Source organism: Ihubacter massiliensis, assembly GCF_024125305.1.
GTDB classification, from domain to species: Bacteria; Bacillota; Clostridia; order Peptostreptococcales; family Anaerovoracaceae; genus Hominibacterium; species Hominibacterium faecale.
On record NZ_JAMXVH010000001.1, the window covers coordinates 708,520 to 730,629 of the forward strand.

The 22,110-nt window shown below is 49.0% G+C and carries 17 protein-coding genes and 1 tRNA gene; all 18 read left to right on the forward strand.

The annotated features are described in order from the left end of the window. The first annotated feature begins 51 nt into the window (after positions 1-51). The 18 genes from NIA71_RS03155 to leuS all read left to right on the forward strand — a co-directional run bounded on the left by NIA71_RS03155 (position 52) and on the right by leuS (position 22,063). A complete protein-coding gene (locus NIA71_RS03155) occupies positions 52-1,752 on the forward strand; it encodes an ABC-ATPase domain-containing protein (protein ID WP_253019668.1) in 1,701 nt (566 codons plus the stop codon). Positions 1,753-1,777: 25 nt separating this feature from the next. Next, a complete protein-coding gene (locus NIA71_RS03160) occupies positions 1,778-2,371 on the forward strand; it encodes a hypothetical protein (RefSeq protein WP_148395134.1) in 594 nt (197 codons plus the stop codon). Between the two features lie 91 nt (positions 2,372-2,462). Further along, a complete protein-coding gene (locus NIA71_RS03165; protein ID WP_148395136.1) occupies positions 2,463-3,092 on the forward strand; it encodes a TetR/AcrR family transcriptional regulator in 630 nt (209 codons plus the stop codon). Next, a complete protein-coding gene (locus NIA71_RS03170) occupies positions 3,086-6,811 on the forward strand; it encodes an efflux RND transporter permease subunit (RefSeq protein WP_148395138.1) in 3,726 nt (1,241 codons plus the stop codon). Before NIA71_RS03165 ends, NIA71_RS03170 begins: the two co-directional genes overlap by 7 nt. A gap of 69 nt (positions 6,812-6,880) precedes the next feature. Beyond that, positions 6,881-6,967, forward strand: a tRNA-Leu gene (locus tag NIA71_RS03175). Between the two features lie 48 nt (positions 6,968-7,015). Beyond that, the gene (yajC, locus tag NIA71_RS03180; protein ID WP_148395140.1) at positions 7,016-7,480 is read left to right on the forward strand and encodes a preprotein translocase subunit YajC; all 465 of its coding nucleotides are present in this window, start codon (positions 7,016-7,018) and stop codon (positions 7,478-7,480) included. A 170-nt stretch (positions 7,481-7,650) separates the two neighbouring features. Continuing rightward, positions 7,651-8,016, forward strand: a complete 366-nt coding sequence (locus NIA71_RS03185) for a TIGR04086 family membrane protein (RefSeq protein ID WP_253019669.1) — start codon at positions 7,651-7,653, stop codon at positions 8,014-8,016. Positions 8,017-8,148: 132 nt separating this feature from the next. Next, positions 8,149-10,368: a protein translocase subunit SecD gene (gene secD, locus NIA71_RS03190; protein ID WP_148395144.1), complete on the forward strand. Its 2,220-nt coding sequence runs from the start codon at positions 8,149-8,151 to the stop codon at positions 10,366-10,368. A gap of 25 nt (positions 10,369-10,393) precedes the next feature. After that, positions 10,394-12,583, forward strand: coding sequence for a RelA/SpoT family protein (locus tag NIA71_RS03195; RefSeq protein ID WP_148395145.1), 2,190 nt, complete (start codon positions 10,394-10,396; stop codon positions 12,581-12,583). A 22-nt stretch (positions 12,584-12,605) separates the two neighbouring features. Further along, positions 12,606-13,055 (forward strand): D-aminoacyl-tRNA deacylase, encoded by a 450-nt coding sequence (gene dtd, locus NIA71_RS03200; protein WP_148395147.1) that lies wholly within the window; start codon positions 12,606-12,608, stop codon positions 13,053-13,055. Between the two features lie 12 nt (positions 13,056-13,067). Next, positions 13,068-13,691, forward strand: coding sequence for an MBL fold metallo-hydrolase (locus tag NIA71_RS03205; RefSeq protein WP_148395149.1), 624 nt, complete (start codon positions 13,068-13,070; stop codon positions 13,689-13,691). Next, a complete protein-coding gene (gene hemZ / locus NIA71_RS03210; protein WP_253019670.1) occupies positions 13,678-15,036 on the forward strand; it encodes a coproporphyrinogen dehydrogenase HemZ in 1,359 nt (452 codons plus the stop codon). The genes NIA71_RS03205 and hemZ overlap by 14 nt, the downstream gene beginning before the upstream one ends. 3 nt (positions 15,037-15,039) lie before the next feature. Then, positions 15,040-16,293 (forward strand): histidine--tRNA ligase, encoded by a 1,254-nt coding sequence (hisS, locus tag NIA71_RS03215; protein ID WP_227755179.1) that lies wholly within the window; start codon positions 15,040-15,042, stop codon positions 16,291-16,293. A 9-nt stretch (positions 16,294-16,302) separates the two neighbouring features. After that, on the forward strand, positions 16,303-18,093 hold the full coding sequence (gene aspS / locus NIA71_RS03220; RefSeq protein WP_253019671.1) for an aspartate--tRNA ligase: 1,791 nt from the start codon (positions 16,303-16,305) through the stop codon (positions 18,091-18,093). A 9-nt stretch (positions 18,094-18,102) separates the two neighbouring features. Next, a complete protein-coding gene (gene nadD / locus NIA71_RS03225) occupies positions 18,103-18,705 on the forward strand; it encodes a nicotinate-nucleotide adenylyltransferase (RefSeq protein ID WP_148395157.1) in 603 nt (200 codons plus the stop codon). Next, a complete protein-coding gene (gene yqeK, locus NIA71_RS03230) occupies positions 18,692-19,258 on the forward strand; it encodes a bis(5'-nucleosyl)-tetraphosphatase (symmetrical) YqeK (protein ID WP_148395159.1) in 567 nt (188 codons plus the stop codon). Before nadD ends, yqeK begins: the two co-directional genes overlap by 14 nt. Next, entirely contained in the window at positions 19,248-19,595 is a 348-nt protein-coding gene (rsfS, locus tag NIA71_RS03235; protein ID WP_148395160.1) for a ribosome silencing factor, read from the forward strand. Before yqeK ends, rsfS begins: the two co-directional genes overlap by 11 nt. Continuing rightward, positions 19,595-22,063 (forward strand): leucine--tRNA ligase, encoded by a 2,469-nt coding sequence (gene leuS, locus NIA71_RS03240; RefSeq protein WP_148395161.1) that lies wholly within the window; start codon positions 19,595-19,597, stop codon positions 22,061-22,063. The genes rsfS and leuS overlap by 1 nt, the downstream gene beginning before the upstream one ends. Positions 22,064-22,110: the final 47 nt, after the last annotated feature.

Below are 22,110 nucleotides of genomic sequence, written 5' to 3' on the forward strand. Positions count from 1 at the left end.
GGGTTTCTCGGTTATAATACTCGTAACATCAATCGGAAAGCAGGTCGCGCAATGAAGCAAGCAATGGATTTAAAAAAACAACTATACGCCATCGACGGTAAAAGCTATGCGCTCTATAAGGAGCTGAGAGGCAGATACCAATTCGACCAATACGTTTTGGCATTGGATCGGATTCAAGGGGATCCTTTCGCGCCGCCATCAGCCCTCAGCGTGAGGATTCCTTTTAAAGATACCGGAATCCCTCGATCTTACACAGAGAAAAAATATACCAGAATTGCTCTCCAGGATTTTCTGACCCGCAGGCTGGCAGCCCAGCTTGAGAACTTTACATTTCAAACTTCCGGTTCAGGAAAAAGCGGCCTTTTGACTACGTCCCGGTGCGGACAAACGGTCCTCGAGCGGACAGCCTGCCAGATTACGGAGGACAGCCTGATCGTAAGATTTCATGCTGGGTTCCCGGCAAATGGCCGGCGAATTCATGCCGCAGGATTGGAAAAAATGCTCTTTTCTTTTCTTCCTGTCTGCATGGAGAAAGCTCTGTTTTATTCCAACATGGATGGCCGGGAACTGGAAGCGGTTATTTTCCTGGCAGAAGATCAACATGCGATCCGCCGGGAATTGAAAAAGCGAAATCTGGCTGCTTTCGTAGCAGACGGGTCTGTTCTGCCCCGGGAAAGCGGCATATCGGACCGGCCGATGAAGGATTCTGTGGCTTTTTCCGCGCCCGATCGGCTGCGAGTTACCATCCGGCTTCCCCACAGAGGGGAAGTGAGCGGAATGGGGATTCCCTGCGGCATCACCCTCATTGCCGGCGGCGGATACCACGGCAAGTCCACCTTGCTCAACGCATTGGAACAAGGCGTGTACAACCATATCGCAGGCGACGGCAGGGAATATGTGGTGACCGATGACAGCGCCGTTAAACTGCGTGCAGAGGACGGCCGGTTTGTTAAAGATGTAGATATTTCTCTCTTCATCAACGATTTACCCAACGGGAAAGATACCGGCTGCTTTTCCACGCTGGATGCCAGCGGCAGCACTTCCCAGGCCGCCGGCATCGCAGAGAGCATTGAAGCGGGCAGCCGCCTGTTTCTCATAGACGAAGATACTTCCGCCACCAACTTTATGGTGCGGGATGCCTTTATGCAGGAGGTCATCAGCCGCAGCAAAGAGCCGATCACCCCCTTTCTTGAACGGGCCGGACAGCTTTATGAACAAGCTGGCATTTCCACCATCCTGGTGGCAGGCAGCAGTGGCGCTTTTTTTCACATCGCGGACACCATCATTCAGATGGATTGCTACCGGCCGGCGGATATTACGGAAAAAGTCAAAAAACTGTGCGAGAAGCATCCGCTTTCCAGTGGGGGCACCATACCGCTCTTTGCGCTGCCCCGGAGCCGCCGGATTATGAGCTGGCCCAGGAGACTGGAACAGGAGAAAAAGAAGCACAAGCCTCTAAAGGTAAGACTTCACGACAAAGATTCTTTTTCCATAGGCAAAGAAACGGTGGATTTGCGGTATGTGGAACAGCTGACCGACGTGGAACAGACCCAGTCGCTGGGCAGATTGCTGCTTTACGGACTGGAACAGCTGACCGACGGCAGGCGGACGCTGCCACAGATTGCCGATCAGTTGGATGAACTGGTGAGGGGGCAGGGGATGGAAGGATTCTTTTCCGGCAGCCCGGTATGCGGATTCGCTGCTGTACGCAGACAGGAAATTTTCGCCTGTTTAAACCGGTTTAGACGATAAAATGTGTGTGACAAAGGAGGAAAGTATGAAAGAAGAATATGAATTTGGCCCGGAAAGGCCGGGGAATTTTACAGTTTCCGAAAAAAAGTTGAAAAAGCTCTGTCCTGAGCTTTATGGAACGGGTAAGTTTAACCCGTCCAAGATGTTTGCCAAATCATCCATCAAACGCTTTGTTAAAATTGGAGATTGCCAGCCGGCGGTGGTACTAAAGACAAAGCCGCTGATGGTAGCAGCGTTTGCTGATGAGCTGGATTGCATCGCCATGCTCCGGTTTCCCGAAAAACTGGCAGATACGTATGAGCTTGTGGAAGGAAGCCGGCTGCTCAGTGTGAATACCTATACGGAAATGGAAGGAATGCTCTGCGCCGACCTGGACAAGGGCCCGGAAGATTCCGGTATTTTTGAAGGTTTTCAACCGATCATTATCCAGTTCCTTTCTGATGAGGAATCGAGGATGGAGGAAATCATGGATTCTTTCGAGCCTGTTTTGTGGGAGAAAGCCTTTCAGCTGGGCAAAGAATACATGCGAAGCTATCCCGGCGTGTTTCGAGATGGAAATCCCCTTCGATCGGAAGAACTTTCCAAAGACTCTAAGCGGAAATTAAAAAAGAAGCTTTAAGAAAAAGAATTCAATTGACATTCGACACGGTGTCCAGTACAATATTTATGTTGTATCGACACTGTGTCAATTTTTGTATAAGGAGAATCTTATGCCGACTGAGGCTTTTTTTCATTTAGAAGAACAAAAGAAAATGGTTTTGTTAGAATCTGCTGTCAGTGAATTTTCTGCGCTGCCTTATGAAAAGGTTTCGATTTTTAAGATTGCGCAAAATGCAGGAGTTTCCAGGAGCGGATTTTATTATTACTTTAAAGATAAAGAAGATATTTACAAATACTTGATCGACCAGATCAAGGAAGAATTTATGACCGAGCTTGGCAAAGATAAACGGCGATACGATATCTTCGCGTTCTGCAAAAAAATCTTCTGTCTGCTGGCCAATGTGAAAGGAACCAGCCGGGAAGCACTGATCAAGCGCATCGTTTCCAATGCCAAACCGGACGATGTAAACGAATTCCTGGATAAGTTCGAGCTGTGCGCCGAAGAAAAACAGTTTGAATATCTGTGTGACTTGAATGATTTAAACCATTATTCCAGACAAGAGATCACCAGCCTGACCTGGCTTTTGATCTGCAGTTCCGTTTATGCGCTTCAGCGGTACTTCGCAGGGGGCGAATCGTTTGAAACAGCTGAAGGGCGGTTGGAAAAGATGTTCGAAATGCTTAAATACGGTGTAATAAAGGAATGCAAGCGGGATAAAACAGGAGGAGATAAATGTTAGCAAAATTCAGCGTAAAAAAACCATTTACCGTGTTAGTGGCGGTCATATTAATCATTGTTTTCGGGATTGTATCCTTTTCCAAGATGACTCCGGATCTGTTTCCCAGTATCAACATGCCTTATGCCATTGTGATGACCACGTACCCGGGAGCCAGCCCGGAGGAAGTGGAAAACGAGCTTACCAAACCCATGGAACAGCAGCTGGCCACGCTCAACCATATTAAAAATCTGACTTCCCAGTCCAATGAAAGCTACTCCATGATCGCTTTGGAGTTTTCCGATGATGTGAATATGGACGCGGTGTCGGTGGATATCCATGAGAAAATCGATATGATTTCCGGCGGATGGGACGAAACCGTGGGAACGCCCATTGTTATGAAGATCAATCCGGATATGATGCCGGTCAATGTGGCGGCGGTCAGCTTGAAAGATAAAAGTACCACGGAGACATCCAGTTTTGTAGAGGAAAATCTTCTGACGCCGCTGGAAGGGATCGAAGGAGTAGCCAGCGTCAACGCCACCGGATTGATTAGTGAAGATATACAGGTTATCCTTTCGCAGGACAAAATCGATAAAATCAATGATAAGACCAGTAATGCCATACTCAAGCAGTTTTCCGACGCTAAAGGCAAACTGAACAGCGGAATCAACTCGGCAAAAGGCGGTCAGAACAAAATTGATTCGGGTAAAAAACAGGTGACCAAGGCTCAGAAACAAGCTGCTCAGCAGATGGAAGCCGCAAGGGTCCAAATGAAAGAAGGAAAAGAGCAGCTGCAGAAGGCCAAGGAAGCGGTTATTCAGGCAGAAGCGCTGAAAGCTACCATGCAGCAGATTGAAGCGGAAGTAAAAAAACAGTATCCGTCTCTTTCTGATGAACAGATTAAAGAACTTTGTATGAGAAATCAGGCTTATGCCCAGGCTTCCAAGGCGCTGGATACAATGGCCGATGCGCTGAAGGCATATGGAATGGATATGAATGATCTTCCTTCGACCAAGGAGATCGATGCCCAGATCAAAGCGATCGACGACGGACTTTCCAAGCTCAACGTACAGCAGGCCAATCTCTCGGACACCTTGGGCAACAACATGTCCGAGCTGACGGCAGGCAGCAGCACTCTGCAGGCCACAGTGGCCCAGCTGCAGGCATCTTTGGCTCAGGTACAGTCCTCCGAAGAAGCGGCGCTTAACAGTGCCAATCTGACGGGCGTACTGACCATGAGCAATGTTTCGGCAATCTTGAGTGCCCAGAACTTTTCCATGCCGGCCGGCTATGTGAGTGACGGAAAAAGCGAGATCCTGGTCAGTGTGGGCAATAAAATCAAGAGCATTTCCGAATTAAAGGATCTGGTGGTTTTGGATATGGACGTGGACGGCATGGACCCGGTAAAGCTGTCCGATATCGCCGATGTGACCAATGCCAATAATTCTGCCGAAACCTACGCCAAAATCAACGGCGAAAACGGCGTGCTGCTGACCTTTACCAAGCAATCTGGATACTCAACCGCCGACGTTGCCGATCGGGTTACGGAAAACTTCGATAAACTTGCGGATAAATATGACGGCCTTACCTTTACAACCTTGTCCGATCAGGGGGAATATATTCATATGGTCATCAATTCCGTATTGCAGAACCTTTTGCTGGGGGCGATCCTGGCGATTCTGATCCTGCTGCTGTTCCTGAGAGACATCCGACCTACGATCATAACGGCCATCAGTATCCCCATCAGCGTGACCTTTGCCATCGCATTGATGTACTTCTCAGGAGTCACTATCAACGTGATTTCTCTGGCAGGTTTGGCCGTGGGCGTGGGTATGCTGGTGGATAACTCCATTGTAGTGATTGAAAATATCTATCGGCTGCGCGCGCTGGGCTACAACCATACCAGAGCCGCTATTTCGGGGGCAGCCCAGGTGACGGGAGCGATTACCGCCTCAACCCTGACCACCATCTGCGTCTTTGCGCCTATTGTCTTTGTGGAAGGTATGACCCGGCAGATTTTCACCGATATGGCTCTGACCGTGACTTATGCGCTTTTGGCCAGCTTGATTATCGCACTCACATTGGTTCCGGCCATGGCCAGAGGACTTTTGAAACGGGACGCGAAAAAGACGGCTCTCAGCCAGGACAGCCCGATTATCGCCAAGTATAAAAAGGCTGTGGAGTTTGCGCTGGATCATAAAAAGTGGGTGCTGATTATTGCGGTGGTGCTGCTGATCGGTTCCACTGGTTTGGCATTGAGCAAAGGGTTTTCCTACATGCCTTCCATGGCCAGCCAGCAGATGTCTGTAACGATACAAATGCCTGACGACAGCGACCTGAGTGATACGGCTAAGGCTACTGACGCGATTTCTAAGAAAATCATGAAAATGGATTATGTGGAAACGGTTGGCGCTATGCTTTCAAGCGATGCCAACAGCGCCATGGGCATGTCTACAGGAGAGAAGGATGTGACTCAGTCCATGATGTATGTGATTTTGGACGAGGATAAGCTGGACCAGGCCAAAGATCTTTCCCAAAAAATCGAAGCTATGGGCAGCGATTACGGCTGTGAAATCACCGCTCAGGGAGATACGGATATGATGAGTATGATGGGCGGTTCCGGGGTACAGCTTAAGGTGTACAGTGATGACCTGGATACGCTGAGAACTTCAGCCATATCCATTGAAAAGCGTCTGGGTCAGGTCAAGGGACTGAAAGAGGTGACCGATACAAAGGACGACAGTACGCCCAAACTGCAGATCAATATTCATAAGAATAAAGCCATGTCCTACGGGCTCACAGTGGCGCAGGTGTTTGCCGATGTTTCCGCCCAGCTTTCGAAGGATAAAGCAGCCACAACGCTGGTGCAGAGCGGAGAGGGAACGGATGTGCTGGTATCCAGCAAGGATACGGAATCCATGACAAAGAAGGATTTGGAGAAATTGAAAGTTACCGGCAAGAAGGCGGACGGCAGCGAAAAGAAGGTCAGCCTTTCGACGATCGCCGATATTACGGAAGAGCAAGCCCTCAGCGTGATCAATCATGAATCACAGAAGCGAGTGCTGACCATCAGCGGCGAACTGGCTGAGGGATACAACATCACCCATGTGACAAACGCGGCTAAAGACGCAGTAGAAAGCATGGATTTGCCGTCGGATGTAAAAGTGGAATTTGAGGGAGAAAACGAGACCATTATGGATGCCATGGAGCAGATGATGCTGATGATGGTGCTGGGTATGCTGATGGTATATCTGGTCATGGTGGCTCAGTTCCAGTCTCTGCGTTCTCCGTTTATCGTCATGTTCACCGTTCCCCTGGCCTTTACCGGAGGAATGCTGGCGCTGCTTTTGACCGGACAGGATGTGAGTGTGGTCGCACTTTTGGGATTCGTCATGCTGATGGGTGTTATTGTAAACAACGCCATTGTGCTGGTGGATTGCATCAACCGCTTCCGGCTGGAAGAGGGCATGAGCCGCCGCGATGCCATCATTGAGGCGGGAGCAGTAAGAATACGCCCGGTTCTCATGACAGCGATCACCACCATTCTGGGACTCTTGCCGCTGGCCGTGGGGATGGGAAACGGCGCCGAGATGATGCAGCCTGTAGCCATCGTCTGCATCGGCGGATTGATTTATGCTACGCTGATGACCTTAATCGTCATTCCGGTTATGTACAGCTTGCTGAGCAGAAAATATATGACGGATATCAAGGCCGAGGACCTGGAAATTATCGATGCGTAAAAATATGCCGAATTTTTTGTGTTAAAATCTTGTCTTAATCTGTAAGCTATGCTATAATAATTTCATTGCGCCGGCGTGATGGAATTGGCAGACGTGCGGGACTCAAAATCCCGTGGTGGCAACACCGTATGGGTTCGACCCCCATCGCCGGCACCATTTGAATTTGAATTGTATAAAGTAATATTTTAAGGAGGCTTTATTTTTATGAATGGGAACATGTTAGCAACGTTACTGCCTTTAGTCCTGCTCTTAGTAGTAATGTATTTCCTGCTGATCAGACCTCAGAAAAAGAGGGAAAAGCAGGTAAATCAAATGAGGAGCAACGTTCGTGTTGGTGACGAAATTATCACGATTGGCGGAATCTGCGGTAAAGTCGTAAAGACCAAAGACGAGTCCCTGGTGATTCAGGTTGGAGCTGATAAAGTAAAATTCGAAATAATGAGATGGTCGGTTTCCAAGGTTGTTGAAAATGCAAAACCGACTAAGAAAGTAAGCGTGCCGTCTTCCGAAGAAGAGACCGAAGAGGAAGATGCACCAAAGAAGGCAATGCCGAGAAGATTGAAGAAAAAAGCTGCCCAGGAAGAAAAGGCTGAGGAGCCGGAATCTGCTGAAGAAGCCGCGCCGGAAGAAGAGCCTGCCGAAGAAGCTGCAGCTGAGGAACAAAAATAGGCCGCCTTTTGTAATAGGAAATCAAGACGCATCCGAGAGCCAGAGGTTTTGGATGCGTCTTTTTTTGTGTATGGCTTTTGCCGGCCGCTTTTAAATCGGCGGGCTGCGGTTCTTATTTTCCTCTTGACGAAATATACTGATTACAGGCAAAAGAGGGAGGTACAAAATCGATGGATAAAATTATGAGAATCTGCAAAGGGTATTTCTTCAGCTTGATTGGCTTCGGACTGTTTACATTGGTGGGAGCGCTGGTTTTGAAATTCACTCCGTTTCCAGAGAGTTGGAGTTTCTTTTATTTGCTGGCAGCTATGATAATCGTCTGCCTGTTTATCGGTCTCTATATGGGAGCATTTTTTCAAAGAGCAGGACTGCTGACCGGTCTGGCCTTTTCCACAGCGCTCATGCTGCTGATTTTGCTTATCGTCAGCGCTTGCTTTACAACCTTCATAAAGCTTTCTATGTTAACGCCCGCATATCTGATTCCCATTGGGGCCGGGGCGCTGGGAGGAATCCTGGGGGCAAATATGAAAAAGTAGCGAGAAAGCAGAAAATTCAATGGTCCCCCTTGTTAAAACAGTAAAAAAGTAGTAAAATATTATGACTGTAGTTTAAAATGGCACAGATGTTGCCATAGAGAAATCATACATAAGATAAGAGTGGAGGACAAAATGAATTACAAGCTTAAAAGAGTTTTCGCAGTTTTGATCATACTTCTGATTGCGTTCGGATGGTATGTGACTCTTTTTGGACTTGGATCTGTCATGGAACCAACCAAGGACAAAATCAAACTGGGACTCGACATTAAGGGCGGAGTATACGTGGTTATGCAAGCCAACACCGACGCCACAGGTGAGGAACTGACAGAGCTGATGAATCAGACACAGGCAGTTATTGAAAAGCGTGTTAACGAAATGGGACTGGCGGAACCTACTGTTACGGTGGAAGGAACCAACCGCATTCGTGTTGAGCTGCCGGGAGCCGAGGACGCAGAAGAAGCCATCGACCAGATCGGTAAGACTGCTCAGCTCCAATTCGCACTGGCGGACGGCACCATTGTACTGGACGGAAGCAATGTAAAAAATGCTACTACCGGTATGGCGGAAGATGGGGGCTATGCGGTCAACTTGGAATTCAACAGTGAAGGCGCCAGCAAATTTGCCGAAGCCACACAGAAGGCTTACAGCGGAACAGTGACTTCAAAGATTGAGAACGTAGCAAATAACGCAATCATGATCCTTTTGGATAATCAAATTATTTCCGCTCCGGGAGTGAAAGAACCGATTTCCGGCGGAAAATGTGAGATTACCGGCAATTTCTCTCAGGATGAAGCCAAGAATTTGGCTGCCCTGATTCGAGGCGGTTCACTGCCGGTAGAACTTGAAGAAGTCAATTCTTCCGTGCAGACGGCCAAAATTGGGTTTAATGCTTTGGAACAGAGCATTATTGCCGGATTTATCGGTCTGGCACTGATTTTCCTGATCATGATTGTGGGATACAGACTTATGGGCCTGACTGCCGATCTTGCACTGCTGCTTTATGTGGTCATCATACTCAATGTCATGGCTCTAATGGGAAGTGTATTAACCCTGCCCGGAATTGCAGGTATCATCTTGTCCATTGGTATGGCCGTGGATGCCAACGTAGTTATTTTCTCCCGAATACGAGAGGAGATCATCAGCGGCAAGAGCGTGCGGGTAGCCGTTCAGACCGGTTTCAAACGGGCCATGAGTACGGTAGTAGATTCCCAGGTGACGACCTTTATTGCCGCCATTATCCTATACCAAGTGGGAACCAGCTCAGTAAAGGGCTTCGCATGGACGTTGATGATTGGTATCCTTGCCAGTCTGTTTACCGCAGTTGTGGTTACCCAGCTATATCTGGGCATTCTTTCTGAAAGCAAGAAATTCACCAAAAAGTCTTTCTACGGAATAAAAAAGGACAACACTGCAGCCTTCCAGATCAAACGAGAACTCCATTTTGTTAAGCATAGAAAAATCTTTTATATCGCAACGGTTGTAATCATGCTAATTGGATTGGCATTTGGATTAATCCGCGGACTCAACTACGGCATTGATTTCACCGGCGGTACCATGATTCAGATTGATATGGGCAAGCAGGTGCCTGCTGCTGAGGTAGAAAAATCCATCAAGGAATATAAGCTGGATCCGGAAGTCATTTATTCCGGAGAAGGAAATGAAGAAATCGTGATCCGTACCATGGAGGCACTGGATTCCGATCAAAGAGCGAAAGTCATTGGGACTCTCCAAAAAGATTTTGGCTTTGAAGATCAGGACATCATCGCACAGGAACTCTTTGGGCCTTCCGTGGGAAAAGAGCTTCGGAACAATGCTATCAAGGCGATTTTGATATCGGCGCTTTGTATGCTGATCTATATCCGAATCCGTTTCTCCGAATGGAAGTTCGGCGGGGCGGCTCTGCTGGGTGTACTAAATGATGTCCTTCTTGTGATCGCTTTTTACGCCATCTTCCACGTACAGGTCAACAACCCATTCATTGCGGGTATTCTGACCGTAGTCGGGTATTCTATAAATGATACCATTGTTGTTTTCGACCGGATCCGTGAGAACCTGAAGTACTCCAGGCGCGGAGGAACGGAGGAGTTGATCGATAAGAGTATTTCCCAAACTTTGGGCAGATCGTTGATGACTTCCTTTACAACGCTGATTGTCATGGTTCCGCTGTTCATCATGACCGGTCCTGCAATTCGGGAGTTTACACTGCCGCTAATGATTGGCGTGCTGGCAGGTGCCTGCTCTTCCATCACCATCTGCAGTCCTCTCTATTATGAATTTGCACAGCGGGCGCGGGGCAGCAAATATTTAAAAGATTCGAAGAAGAAAAAAGAAAAAGCCAAGAAAGACAAATAAGTAAGAACGAGGATAAGGACAGTCGATGAAAAGCAGAGAAGAATTTATAGAAACCATAGCCGGTTATAATCCAAAGTACGATTTGGATCTGATCGGACGGGCCTACGATAAGGCCAGAGAAATGCATGAAGGACAACTGAGAAAGTCCGGCGAACCATACTTAATCCACCCGCTGGCCGTCGCAGAGATTCTGGCCGATTTGGGCATGGATGAGGATACCATCGTCGCGGGGCTGCTTCATGATGTGGTGGAAGATACTTCTTATACAGAGGAAGAACTGAAAGAAGAATTCGGAGAAGAAGTAGCGCTTTTGGTAGACGGCGTCACTAAACTGGGTTCCCTCAAATTTGAGAGCAAGGAACAAAGACAGGCTGAAAATCTGAGAAAAATGTTTCTGGCCATGTCCAAAGATATCCGCGTGCTGATTATCAAGCTCTCCGACCGGCTTCATAATCTGCGGACGATCAACTATATGACGGAAAATAAAATCATCGACAAGTGCAAGGAAACCTTGGAAATCTATGCACCTCTGGCCAGCCGGCTGGGGATCTATGCCATGAAGTTTGAGCTGGAAGATATCGCGCTCAAATATCTGGACCCTGAGGCTTATTACAACCTGGTGGAAAAGGTCAGCGAACGGAAAGAAAAACGGGAGGAAGCCATAAAGCAGGTCATCGACGAGATCAAAGAAGCGTTGGAAGATCTGCGGATCCACTACGATATCATGGGCCGTTCCAAACACTTTTACAGCATTTACAAGAAAATGAAATACCAGCATAAACAGCTGGATGAAATCTTTGACCTGACGGCAGTGCGCATCATTGTTGAAAATGTGCGGGACTGCTATGCGGTGCTGGGGATCGTCCATACCCTGTGGACGCCCATTCCTGGCCGTTTCAAAGATTATATCGCCATGCCCAAACCCAATATGTATCAATCCCTCCACACGACGGTCATCGGCGATACGGGAAATCCGTTCGAAATTCAGATACGGACCTACGAGATGCATAAAATCGCGGAATACGGTATCGCGGCCCATTGGAAATATAAAGAGGGCATTACTCAGGACAAGGAAGAAGTAAAACTGGCGTGGCTGCGCCAGACCCTGGAATGGCAGAAGGATATGAACGACCCCAAGGAGTTCATGGAAACGCTGAAGGTCGACCTTTTCGCAAGTCAGGTTTTCGTATTTACTCCCCAAGGGGATGTTATCGAACTTCCGGCCGGTTCGACGCCGCTGGACTTTGCCTTTAAAATCCACTCGGATATTGGCTGCAAGTGCGTGGGCGCCAAAGTAAACGGCAAAATGGTTACCATCGACCATACCCTGGAAAACGGCAATATCATCGAGATCGTTACCTCGCCCAACGCCGCCGGACCCAGCATCGACTGGCTGAAAATCGCCAAGAGCAGTACGGCCAGAAATAAGATCCGGCAATGGCTGAAAAAAGAAAATAAGTCCGATGCCGTTGATAAGGGAAAGGATTTGATCGATAAATATGTCCGGAAAAAGGGATACGACCCGCGGGACGTTTTGAAAAATTCCTTTATCAACCGGGCATTGAAAGAATTGAATCTGAACAATAGCGACGAACTCTATACCCAGCTGAGTCACGGCGGAGCCTTCCAAAGCAAAGTAGGAACCCTGCTCTTCAAGTATTATAACGATGAAAAGCAGGAGCAGCTGGAGCGTGAAAAGAAAGAAATCGCGACCAAGATTCCCGATGAGCGCAAGCAGCGGGAAGAACGCAAGCGCAGAGAAAACGCAGGTATCACCGTTGAAGGGGTGGACAACCTGATGATCCGCATCGCCAGGTGCTGCAATCCGGTGCCGGGCGACGACATTGTCGGTTTCATCACCAAGGGGAGAGGAATCTCCGTTCACCGCGCCGACTGCCCCAATATTACATCTCTGCCCGAATCGGAACGGGCTCGTTTCATCGATGTGCGGTGGGACAAGGAAAAGCTGGATCAGGTCTATACAGCTGATGTCAGCGTGATCGCCCAGGACAGGAAAGGGTTGTTCTCAGCTGTTTCCAGAGTCTGCGAGGATATGGACGTTCATATCGATGGGGTAAACGCCAAGAGCAGCAAGGATGAAACCATCAATGTAACCCTGACACTTTCCATATCCAGTAAAGATCAGATGGAAAAAGTTCTGCGCTCCCTGAGGAGCGTTCCCGGCGTTTCCGACGTTTATCGGGCAAAACCATAGAAAAAATACATTAGGAGAAACCATGCGAGCAGTAGTACAAAGAGTATGCGAAAGCAGCGTGACCGTCGACGGAACCGTTACCGGCTCCATACAACAAGGACTGATGGTCCTTTTAGGCGTAGAAGATGATGATACGGAAAAGGATGCCGCGTATATTGCTGACAAGGTGGCCGGACTGCGCGTTTTCGAAGATGCGGATGAAAAGATGAACCTGTCGGTGAAAGATGTGAATGGACAAGTATTGGCTGTTTCACAGTTTACGCTGCTGGGCGATGTGCGAAAGGGAAAGCGGCCCAGCTTTACCAAAGCAGCTTCCCCCGAAGAAGCAAACCGGCTTTACCGCAGTTTCATCCAGCTGGTAAAACAGCAGGACATACATGTAGAAGAAGGGGTTTTCCAGGCCGATATGCTGGTGAAAATCCACAATGACGGTCCGGTGACCATCTTACTGGACAGCAAAAAAACATTTTAGGAGAGAAGTTTTATGAAAATCACCAACCTGCCCAGCGGCCCGCTGGCTGTAAATACGTATCTTGTGGAAGATGAGACGACGAAAAAAGGATTTATTGTCGATCCCGGCGGTTATAACCCCAAGCTGACAAAGCAGATTGCCAGCGAAGGAATCGATATTGAATATATTATTTTGACCCATGGACACAGCGATCATATCGGCGGGGTCAGCCAGCATAAAGAAGAACTGCCCCACGCCAAAGTAGTGGCAGACGAGGCTGAGGTCCCGATGCTGGCCGATGCCCGTATGAATATGAGCGCCATGATGGGCGGTCCGGTTACCCTCACGCCTGATCTCACCGTTAAGGACGGCGATACTTTGAAGGTAGGAAACATGGAACTGACCTTCCTTCATACACCGGGCCATTCCCCAGGAGGCATGTGCATTGTCGTCGGCAATGCGGTTTTCAGCGGAGATACGCTTTTTTGCCAGTCCATCGGCAGAACGGATTTCCCAGGCTGCTCCTTCAACGATCTGGCGGAATCCATCCGGACAAAACTCTATGTGCTCCCGGACAACATGCAGGTTTTCCCGGGACATATGGGGCCTACCGAAATCGGACAGGAAAAGGAGAGCAACCCCTTTGTACGGCCTTAAACTGGAGAATGTGGACAATACCAACCCTTATGAAGAATTGATCAAGCTGTTTTTACAGCCGCAGCAATATCAGCTGCTTACCGGGGATGAAACCGGCGGCGATCAAGCTGCTGTATTCACCTTTGCCGGAGACAAGGATCAATTAAAGCGGGAACTGTACCAATACTTGCAGGCGGAAACCGGAAGACGCCCCCAATGGGGAATTCTGACGGGTATACGGCCGGTAAAGCTGGCCGGTGAACTGGAGCGGAAATGGGGAGGCGCAGCTGCGGCCAAACAGATCCTGATGAACGATTATCTGGTGGATGAACGGAAGGTTGACCTTCTCTTGGAGTTATATGCCTATCAGCAGCAAACCCTGGGAAAGCCGGAGCCAAACACAGCAGGAGTCTATATTGGGATCCCATTTTGCCCCACCAGGTGCCTTTATTGTTCCTTTACATCCAATCAGGTGGGGCCGGAGGAAATCGACCGTTACTTGAACGCCCTTTACAAAGAAATTTCCTTTGTCGGCAAGGGTATGGCAGATGACGGCATCAGGGCCGAATCCATTTATATCGGCGGCGGAACGCCCACTACGCTGACAGCGGAGCAGCTGAAAACGCTGCTAGCCTGCATCAAAACGTCCATGGACCTATCCCATTTAAAAGAGCTGACCGTGGAGGCCGGACGGCCGGATACGATTACGTCGGAAAAGCTGGCAGTCCTCAAAGAAGCTGGGGTCGGGCGAATCAGCATCAACCCTCAGACCATGCACGATCGGACCCTGGAAACAATCGGCCGCTCCCATACGGCGCAGCAGATTCGTGAGGCCTTTTTGATGGCTCACGAGGCTGGAATCGATGTGATCAACGCCGACTTGATCGCCGGGCTTCCGGAAGAGACCGGCGGGGATTTTCAGGAATCCTTAAGACAGGTGATGGAGCTGGGCGCAAACAACATAACCGTTCATACTTTGGCGGTAAAGCGTTCCTCCAGGCTGAAAGAGCTGGATGAAAACTTTCATTATAAACAGCCTCAGCTGACCCAGGATATGCTGGAGCAGGCGGCAGCAATGCTGCGGGCCGGCGGATACTTGCCGTATTATTTATACAGACAAAAGCATACGGCCGGGAGCACCGAAAACATCGGTTACTGCAAAGACCATACTCCCAGCGTTTACAATGTTCGCATCATGGAGGAAGCGCAGAGCATCATTGCCCTGGGCGCCGGCGGGATCACAAAGGTTTATTATCCGGAGGAAAACCGTTTGGAGCGGGTTCCCAATGTATCCAATTACGAGATTTATATAGAGCGCATCGACGAGATGCTTGAGCGGAAGAAAAAGAATTTATTCAGGAGGTAAAAGATGTTAACCAACGCACCAAAAGGCACCAAGGACGTATTGCCGTCCCAGGTGTACAAATGGCACTATGTAGAGCAGGCTTTTGCGGATATCTGTGCAAAATACGGCTTTAAAGAAATCAGGACTCCGGTCTTTGAGCATACAGAACTATTTTCAAGAGGCGTGGGCGACACGACGGATATTGTACAGAAGGAAATGTACACTTTCCAGGATTATGGAAAAAGAAGCATTACCTTAAAGCCGGAAGGGACGTCTCCCGTTGTGCGGGCCTTTATCGAGCACAAATCTTATGCGGATGTGCAGCCTTCCAAATATTATTACAATACACCATGCTTCCGCTACGAAAAGCCCCAGTCGGGCAGACTGAGAGCTTTCCACCAGTTTGGCATCGAAGTCTTTGGAACCAACAATATGCTGGCTGATGCCGAGGTCATTTGTCTGGCCCACGATTTTCTGGCAGGCCTTGGTATTGAAAATGTACAGCTGCGGATCAACAGCGTGGGCTGTCCGGGTTGCAGAGAGGCTCACAGAAAAGCGCTCCGCGATTTCCTGCGCCCCAAATACGATGAACTTTGCGACACCTGCAAGGACCGTTTTGAGCGGAATCCCCTGCGCATTCTCGACTGCAAGTCGGAAGTCTGCCAAAAATTAGTTCAGGGCGCGCCGATGATGATCGATTTTCTGTGCGAGGAATGTAAAGATGCCTTTGATCAGGTTCAGCAGAATCTGACCAGCATGGGCATTGAATTTGTCGTGGATCCGGGGATCGTAAGAGGTCTGGATTACTATACAAAAACAGCCTTTGAATTTGTCACCGACAGCATTGGCGCCCAGGGTACCGTCTGCGGCGGCGGCCGTTACGACCACCTGATCGAAGAAGTGGGAGGACCTCCCATTCCAGGGGTAGGATTCGGTCTGGGCATTGAGCGGCTTCTTCTGACCATGGAGGCAAACGGAGTGGAAATTCCCCAGCCGGAAGGAGTGGATGTCTTTATCGCTGTCATGGGCGATGCGGCCAAAGCTTTCGGACTCAAACTTCTGCGTCAGCTTCGCCAGGCGGGAGTACGTGCGGAGATGGATACCATGGCCAGGAATATCAAAGGCCAGTTTAAATACGCCAACCGACTGCACGCGAAAAAAACCGTTGTCATCGGCGACAACGAGCTGGCGGAAAAGAAGGTTGCCATTAAGGATATGGAGACTTCCCAGCAAGCGGAAGTAGCAATGGACGATATCATCAAAGAGCTTACAAAATAGGAGATAAGGATGGAACAGATATTCAAAAGGACCCATATGTGCGGAGTCCTGAATGAAAACAACATAGATGAACAAGTGGTGATCAACGGCTGGATTCAAAAGCGGCGAAATCTGGGCGGACTGATTTTCTGCGATGTGCGGGATAAAACCGGCATTGTCCAGGTCGTATTCAACGATCAGATTCCCCAGGAATTGTTCGAAAAGGCCGACCGTCTGCGCAGTGAATATGTGGTGGGAATCAAGGGAACCGTAAAAGAACGGGAATCCAAAAATCCCGATTTGCCCACCGGCAGCATCGAGATTTTTGCCGATGATCTGATGATCTATTCTGCGGCCGATACGCCGCCCATCTATATAAAAGACGACGATAACGTGGATGACAACCTGCGTCTCAAATACCGCTATCTGGATTTGCGCAAACATCAGATGCAGCAAAATTTGACCTTCCGCCATAATCTGACCAAGCTGGCCAGGGACTATTTTGACAGCCAGGGCTTCACAGAAGTGGAGACCCCTATGTTGATCAAATCCACGCCGGAAGGCGCCAGAGACTATCTGGTTCCCAGCCGGGTCAATCCGGGAGCCTTTTATGCTCTGCCTCAATCCCCGCAGATGTTCAAGCAGCTTCTGATGGTGGCGGGAACAGACCGTTATATGCAGATTGTAAAATGTTTTCGGGATGAAGATCTTCGTGCTGATCGGCAGCCGGAATTTACTCAGATTGACTTGGAAATGTCCTTTGTGGATCAGGATGACGTCATCGCCGTTCAGGAGGGCTTTTTAAAAAAGGTCTTCAAAGATCTAATGAATATTGAACTGGATACGCCGTTTCCAAGAATCCCTTATGATGAGGCGATGGAACGCTACGGCAGCGATAAGCCGGATACCCGCTTCGGGTTTGAACTGAAAAAGCTCAACGATCTGGTAACTTCCTGCGACTTCAAAGTCTTTACTGATGCTTTGGCAGCAGGCGGCGATGTGCGCGGCATCTGCATCGACGGCGGCGCGGCTTCCTATACTCGCAAAAAGATCGACAAGCTGACAGAGGCGGTCAAAAGCTACGGCGCGAAAGGCATGGTTTGGATCAAAGTGGAAGACGATAAAATTTCTTCTTCCGTCAATAAATTCTTTTCACCGGAGGCGCTGCGTGAAATCGCCGATGTCTTCGATGCCAAGGCCGGCGATCTGATCCTGATCGTTTCCGACAAAAAACAGGTGGTGTTCGACAGCCTGGGATTCTTGCGACGCCATATTGCAGGAGAATTAGGTCTGCTGGACGACAACAAGTACCAGCTTTTGTGGGTGGTCGATTTCCCTCTCTTCGAATACGACGAGGAGACCGGCGAATACCACGCCAAGCATCATCCATTCACATCGCCCAATCCGGAGGATCTGGAATTCCTGGAAAGCGATCCGGGGAGGGTAAAAGCCCAGGCATACGATATTGTGCTCAACGGCGTAGAGCTGGGCGGAGGCAGTATCCGTATCCACGATCGGGCCCTGCAGGAAAGAATGTTCGGAGTCCTGGGGCTGTCCCCTCAGGAGATCGATGAGAAATTTGGTTTCTTAGTGGAAGCCTTTAAATATGGAGCTCCGCCTCACGGTGGACTTGCCTATGGGCTGGACCGTCTCGTCATGCTGCTGACCCATCAGAGCAGCATCCGGGAAGTCATCGCCTTCCCCAAAAACCAGGCAGCCCAATGTATGGTCAGCGAAGCTCCGGGCTGTGTGGATCAAGAACAGCTGGACGAGCTGGGGATCGCCGTAACAGCGGCAAAAGAAGAGGAAGCACACCAGTAAGGGCATGACATGAAGCGCATTGGAATTTTAGGCGGGACCTTTGATCCCGTACATTACGGCCACATTGGCCTGGCACAGGATGCACGCAGGCAGGCGGGGCTGGATAAGGTTCTGCTGATTCCGGCCAAGCTGCAGCCGTTTAAGCTGGACAAGGAGATTACCTGCGGCCGGCACCGGCTGGCGATGGTTGAGCTGGCCGTTGCGAAAGACCCGGGTCTTGAAGCATCCGATTACGAATTAAGGCAGAAAGAGATTTCTTATACTTATAAGACTTTGCGGGCGCTTTCGGCCCAATGGGGCGAGGAGACCCAGATCTGCTTTATAACTGGAACAGATGCATTTTTGAAGATCGATCGATGGAAGCAGGCGGAGGAAATGCTGACTAAGTATTCCTTTGCCGTGGGTTCCAGGCCCGGCTATAAAGAGGCGGAATTGAATCAATGTATAGAGCATTTGAAATCGGTCTATAATACAGATATTGTAAAAATTCAGAATCGCAGAAGAGACATTTCTGCCACTGAGATTCGGGAGCGGCTCTCAAGGGGAGCATCCCTCAGCGGCCTGGTTCCTGAGCAAGTAGAAAGGTATATCAAGATAAATGGACTCTATTGAAGTTTATATAGAAAAAAACTTATCTGAAAAACGCAGACGCCATATTTACGGTGTTGTTTCCACTGCTGAAAAATTAGCCGCAAAATACGGGTGCGATCAGGAAAAAGCCAGGATCTGCGCCCTTTACCACGATATGTTCCGCAGTACTCCGGCTGCTGTGTTGAATATGTACGTCAAGCAGCTGGGGCTTGATCCTGCTTTTATGGACAATGCCAATCTGGCCCACGGCCCGATTGCGGCCAGGATTATGGAACGGGACTATGGGATCAGCGATCCCGATGTTTTGAATGCGGTAAGATATCATACCACTGGCCGGGAGGGCATGTCCCTGCTGGAAAAGGTGGTATATCTGGCAGATGCGATTGAACCCGGGCGGGAATATCCGGGAGTGGAGCCGATCCGGCGGCAGGCGGAGGTCTCTTTAGACCAGGCATGCCTGCTTGCGATGGAACGCTCGATTACATATATTGAACAGCGAGGATTGTTCCTCCATGAGGATACGATAAAAGCACGAAACGATTTGAAAAAGAAGGGAGAAATAAATGGATTGTAAAGACATGGCTATGTTTTCAGCAAGAGTCCTGGATAATAAAAAGGCCCGGGACATTGATGTGATCAACATTGGAACCAAAGCCGCATTTGCGGATTATATGGTTCTGGCCTCCGGCGGCAGCGAGCGGCAGATTGAAACCCTGGCCGATGAACTGGAAGAACAGTTCCAAAAGGAAGGGATCCAGGTTCGGAATATCGAAGGAAAGAAAGCTTCCGGATGGATTCTGATGGACTACGGCGATATTATCGTCAATCTGCTGACCGCGGACATGCGCGAAAAATATAACATTGAAAAAGTCTGGGGAGACTGCGAATTTTTAGATCTGGAGGATGAGTGATGATCGATAAATACAACTTTACGGAAATTGAAGCCAAATGGCAGAAAAAGTGGCAAGACGCGGATATTTTTAAGACCACGGAAGATGAAACTAAGGAAAAATATTATGTACTGGAAATGTTTCCATACCCATCAGGCAAACTACATATGGGTCATGTGAGAAACTATTCCATCGGCGATGTCATTGCCAGATTCAAGACCATGAAAGGCTTTAATGTGCTCCATCCCATGGGATGGGATTCTTTCGGCCTGCCAGCGGAAAACGCAGCTATCAAACATGGCGCCGCACCCAGCGAATGGACCTGGAACAACATCGACGAAATGCGCGACCAGCTTTGCGAACTGGGACTTTCCTATGATTGGGACAGAGAGGTGGCTACCTGCCATCCCGACTATTACAAATGGATGCAATGGATTTTCATCCAGTTTTACAAGAAGGGCCTCGCCTATAAAAAAGAGAATCCAGTAAACTGGTGTCCCAGCTGCCAGACGGTTCTGGCCAACGAGCAGGTTGTGGATGGAAAATGCGAACGCTGCGGCGCGGAAGTGGGAAAAAAGGAACTGTCTCAGTGGTATTTTAAGATCACCGATTATGCGGAGCGGCTCCTTTCCAATCTGGACAAGCTGCCGGGATGGCCGGAAAAAGTTAAGACCATGCAGAAAAACTGGATCGGTAAGAGCATCGGCGCAGAGGTTACGTTTGAAATCGAAGAATTTGATAAAGGCCTGGATATCTTCACCACCAGACCGGACACCCTCTACGGTGTGACCTATATGGTACTTGCTCCCGAACATCCTTATTTGAAGGATTTAGTGGCCGGCGGCGAGTATGAGGAAGCTGTAAAGGCATATGTGGATAAAGTCCAGCATATGTCCGATATTGAGCGTACGTCCACTACCAATGAAAAGACCGGCCAATTTATCGGCCGTTATGCGGTCAATCCGGTTAACGGCAAGAAAGTGCCGATTTATATTTCCGACTATGTACTGATGGATTATGGTACCGGCGCCATTATGGCCGTACCGGCGCATGACCAGCGGGACTTTGAATTCGCTAAGAAATTCGGCCTGGATATTATACCGGTTGTAGATACCGACGATCCGGACATCGATGTATATAACCTGAAGGAAGCCTTTGCTGCCGAAGGAAATATGATCAACTCGGAAATGTTCACAGGTATGAACAATCAGGAAGCGATCACCAAGATCATCGATTACCTGGAAGAAAAGGGCATCGGTAAAAAGTCCATCAACTATCGGCTCCGCGACTGGCTGATTTCCAGACAGAGATATTGGGGTACGCCGATTCCGATGATCTACTGCGATGAATGCGGATGGGTTCCGGAAAAAGAAGAGAACCTGCCGGTTATGCTGCCCACGGATGTGGAATTTACCGGCAAGGGCGAGTCACCCCTGACCACCAGCAAAACCTTTGCCAAAGCGGTCTGCCCAAAATGCGGAAAGCCGGCAAGACGGGAAATGGATACCATGGACACCTTCCTGGATTCATCCTGGTATTTCCTGCGCTATTGTGACGCCCAAAACGAAAAAGAAGCCTTTAACCTGGAAAAGATTAAATACTGGATGAGCGTGGACCAATATATCGGAGGCGTGGAACATGCGATCCTCCACTTGATGTACGCCAGATTCTTCCAGATGGCCCTTTATGATCTGGGACTGGTGAACACAGACGAGCCTTTTGTCAATCTGCTGACTCAAGGCATGGTCATCAAAGATGGAAAGAAAATGTCCAAATCCATCGGGAACGTGGTCAGCCCTGCGGAAATCATTGAAAAGTACGGCGCTGATACGGCACGACTGTTCATTCTCTTTGCGGCTCCTCCGGAAAGAGAGCTGGACTGGTCCGATAAAGGAGTGGAGGGAAGCTATCGTTTCCTGAACCGCGTCCACAGATTGGTCTATGAGTTTGCGGAAAAGTATCAGGACGTGCCGGAAAGCTACGAATTAAAGAACAAGGCGGACAAGGACCTGGCATACGCCATGAACTATACCATTAAAAAGGTATCGGACGATGTTGGCGGAAGGTTCAATTTCAATACGGCGATCAGTTCGGTCATGGAGCTGGTCAATGAAATGTACAAGTATAAAGAAGGAGAAGTAAATCCCGGACTTTTCGGAGAGGCAGTCAAAAATCTGGTACTGGTCCTGTCTCCGTTCACGCCCCATATCTGCGAAGAAATGTGGGAGCACCTGGGACATGATTCCTTTATTTATAAAGAAGCGTGGCCGGTATGCGACGAAAGCGCATTAGTGAAGGACACCATAGAAGTAGTTGTTCAGATCAACGGAAAAGTAAAAGAAAAAATGGACGTACCGGCAAATCTGAATAAAGCAGAACTGGAAAAGCTGGCAATGGAAAACGAAAAAGTACAAACGCTGACAAGCGGCAAGAACGTTGTGAAAGTAATCGCAGTGCCAGGTAAGCTTGTCAATATCGTTGTAAAATAGGTTTTCTCAGCTTTTCAGGAAGAAAGAGAAAGAAAAGAGAGAACGGA

Excerpts from the sequence above, each read along its gene's own strand:
- leuS (WP_148395161.1), top strand. The coding sequence starts at position 19,595 with ATGATCGATAAATACAACTTTACGGAAATTGAAGCCAAATGGCAGAAA.
- NIA71_RS03155 (WP_253019668.1), top strand. The coding sequence starts at position 52 with ATGAAGCAAGCAATGGATTTAAAAAAACAACTATACGCCATCGACGGT.
- yajC (WP_148395140.1), top strand. The coding sequence starts at position 7,016 with ATGAATGGGAACATGTTAGCAACGTTACTGCCTTTAGTCCTGCTCTTA.
- NIA71_RS03195 (WP_148395145.1), top strand. The coding sequence starts at position 10,394 with ATGAAAAGCAGAGAAGAATTTATAGAAACCATAGCCGGTTATAATCCA.
- NIA71_RS03165 (WP_148395136.1), top strand. The coding sequence starts at position 2,463 with ATGCCGACTGAGGCTTTTTTTCATTTAGAAGAACAAAAGAAAATGGTT.
- hisS (WP_227755179.1), top strand. The coding sequence starts at position 15,040 with ATGTTAACCAACGCACCAAAAGGCACCAAGGACGTATTGCCGTCCCAG.
- yqeK (WP_148395159.1), top strand. The coding sequence starts at position 18,692 with ATGGACTCTATTGAAGTTTATATAGAAAAAAACTTATCTGAAAAACGC.
- rsfS (WP_148395160.1), top strand. The coding sequence starts at position 19,248 with ATGGATTGTAAAGACATGGCTATGTTTTCAGCAAGAGTCCTGGATAAT.
- aspS (WP_253019671.1), top strand. The coding sequence starts at position 16,303 with ATGGAACAGATATTCAAAAGGACCCATATGTGCGGAGTCCTGAATGAA.
- NIA71_RS03185 (WP_253019669.1), top strand. The coding sequence starts at position 7,651 with ATGGATAAAATTATGAGAATCTGCAAAGGGTATTTCTTCAGCTTGATT.
- secD (WP_148395144.1), top strand. The coding sequence starts at position 8,149 with ATGAATTACAAGCTTAAAAGAGTTTTCGCAGTTTTGATCATACTTCTG.
- nadD (WP_148395157.1), top strand. The coding sequence starts at position 18,103 with ATGAAGCGCATTGGAATTTTAGGCGGGACCTTTGATCCCGTACATTAC.
- NIA71_RS03205 (WP_148395149.1), top strand. The coding sequence starts at position 13,068 with ATGAAAATCACCAACCTGCCCAGCGGCCCGCTGGCTGTAAATACGTAT.
- NIA71_RS03170 (WP_148395138.1), top strand. The coding sequence starts at position 3,086 with ATGTTAGCAAAATTCAGCGTAAAAAAACCATTTACCGTGTTAGTGGCG.
- NIA71_RS03160 (WP_148395134.1), top strand. The coding sequence starts at position 1,778 with ATGAAAGAAGAATATGAATTTGGCCCGGAAAGGCCGGGGAATTTTACA.
- dtd (WP_148395147.1), top strand. The coding sequence starts at position 12,606 with ATGCGAGCAGTAGTACAAAGAGTATGCGAAAGCAGCGTGACCGTCGAC.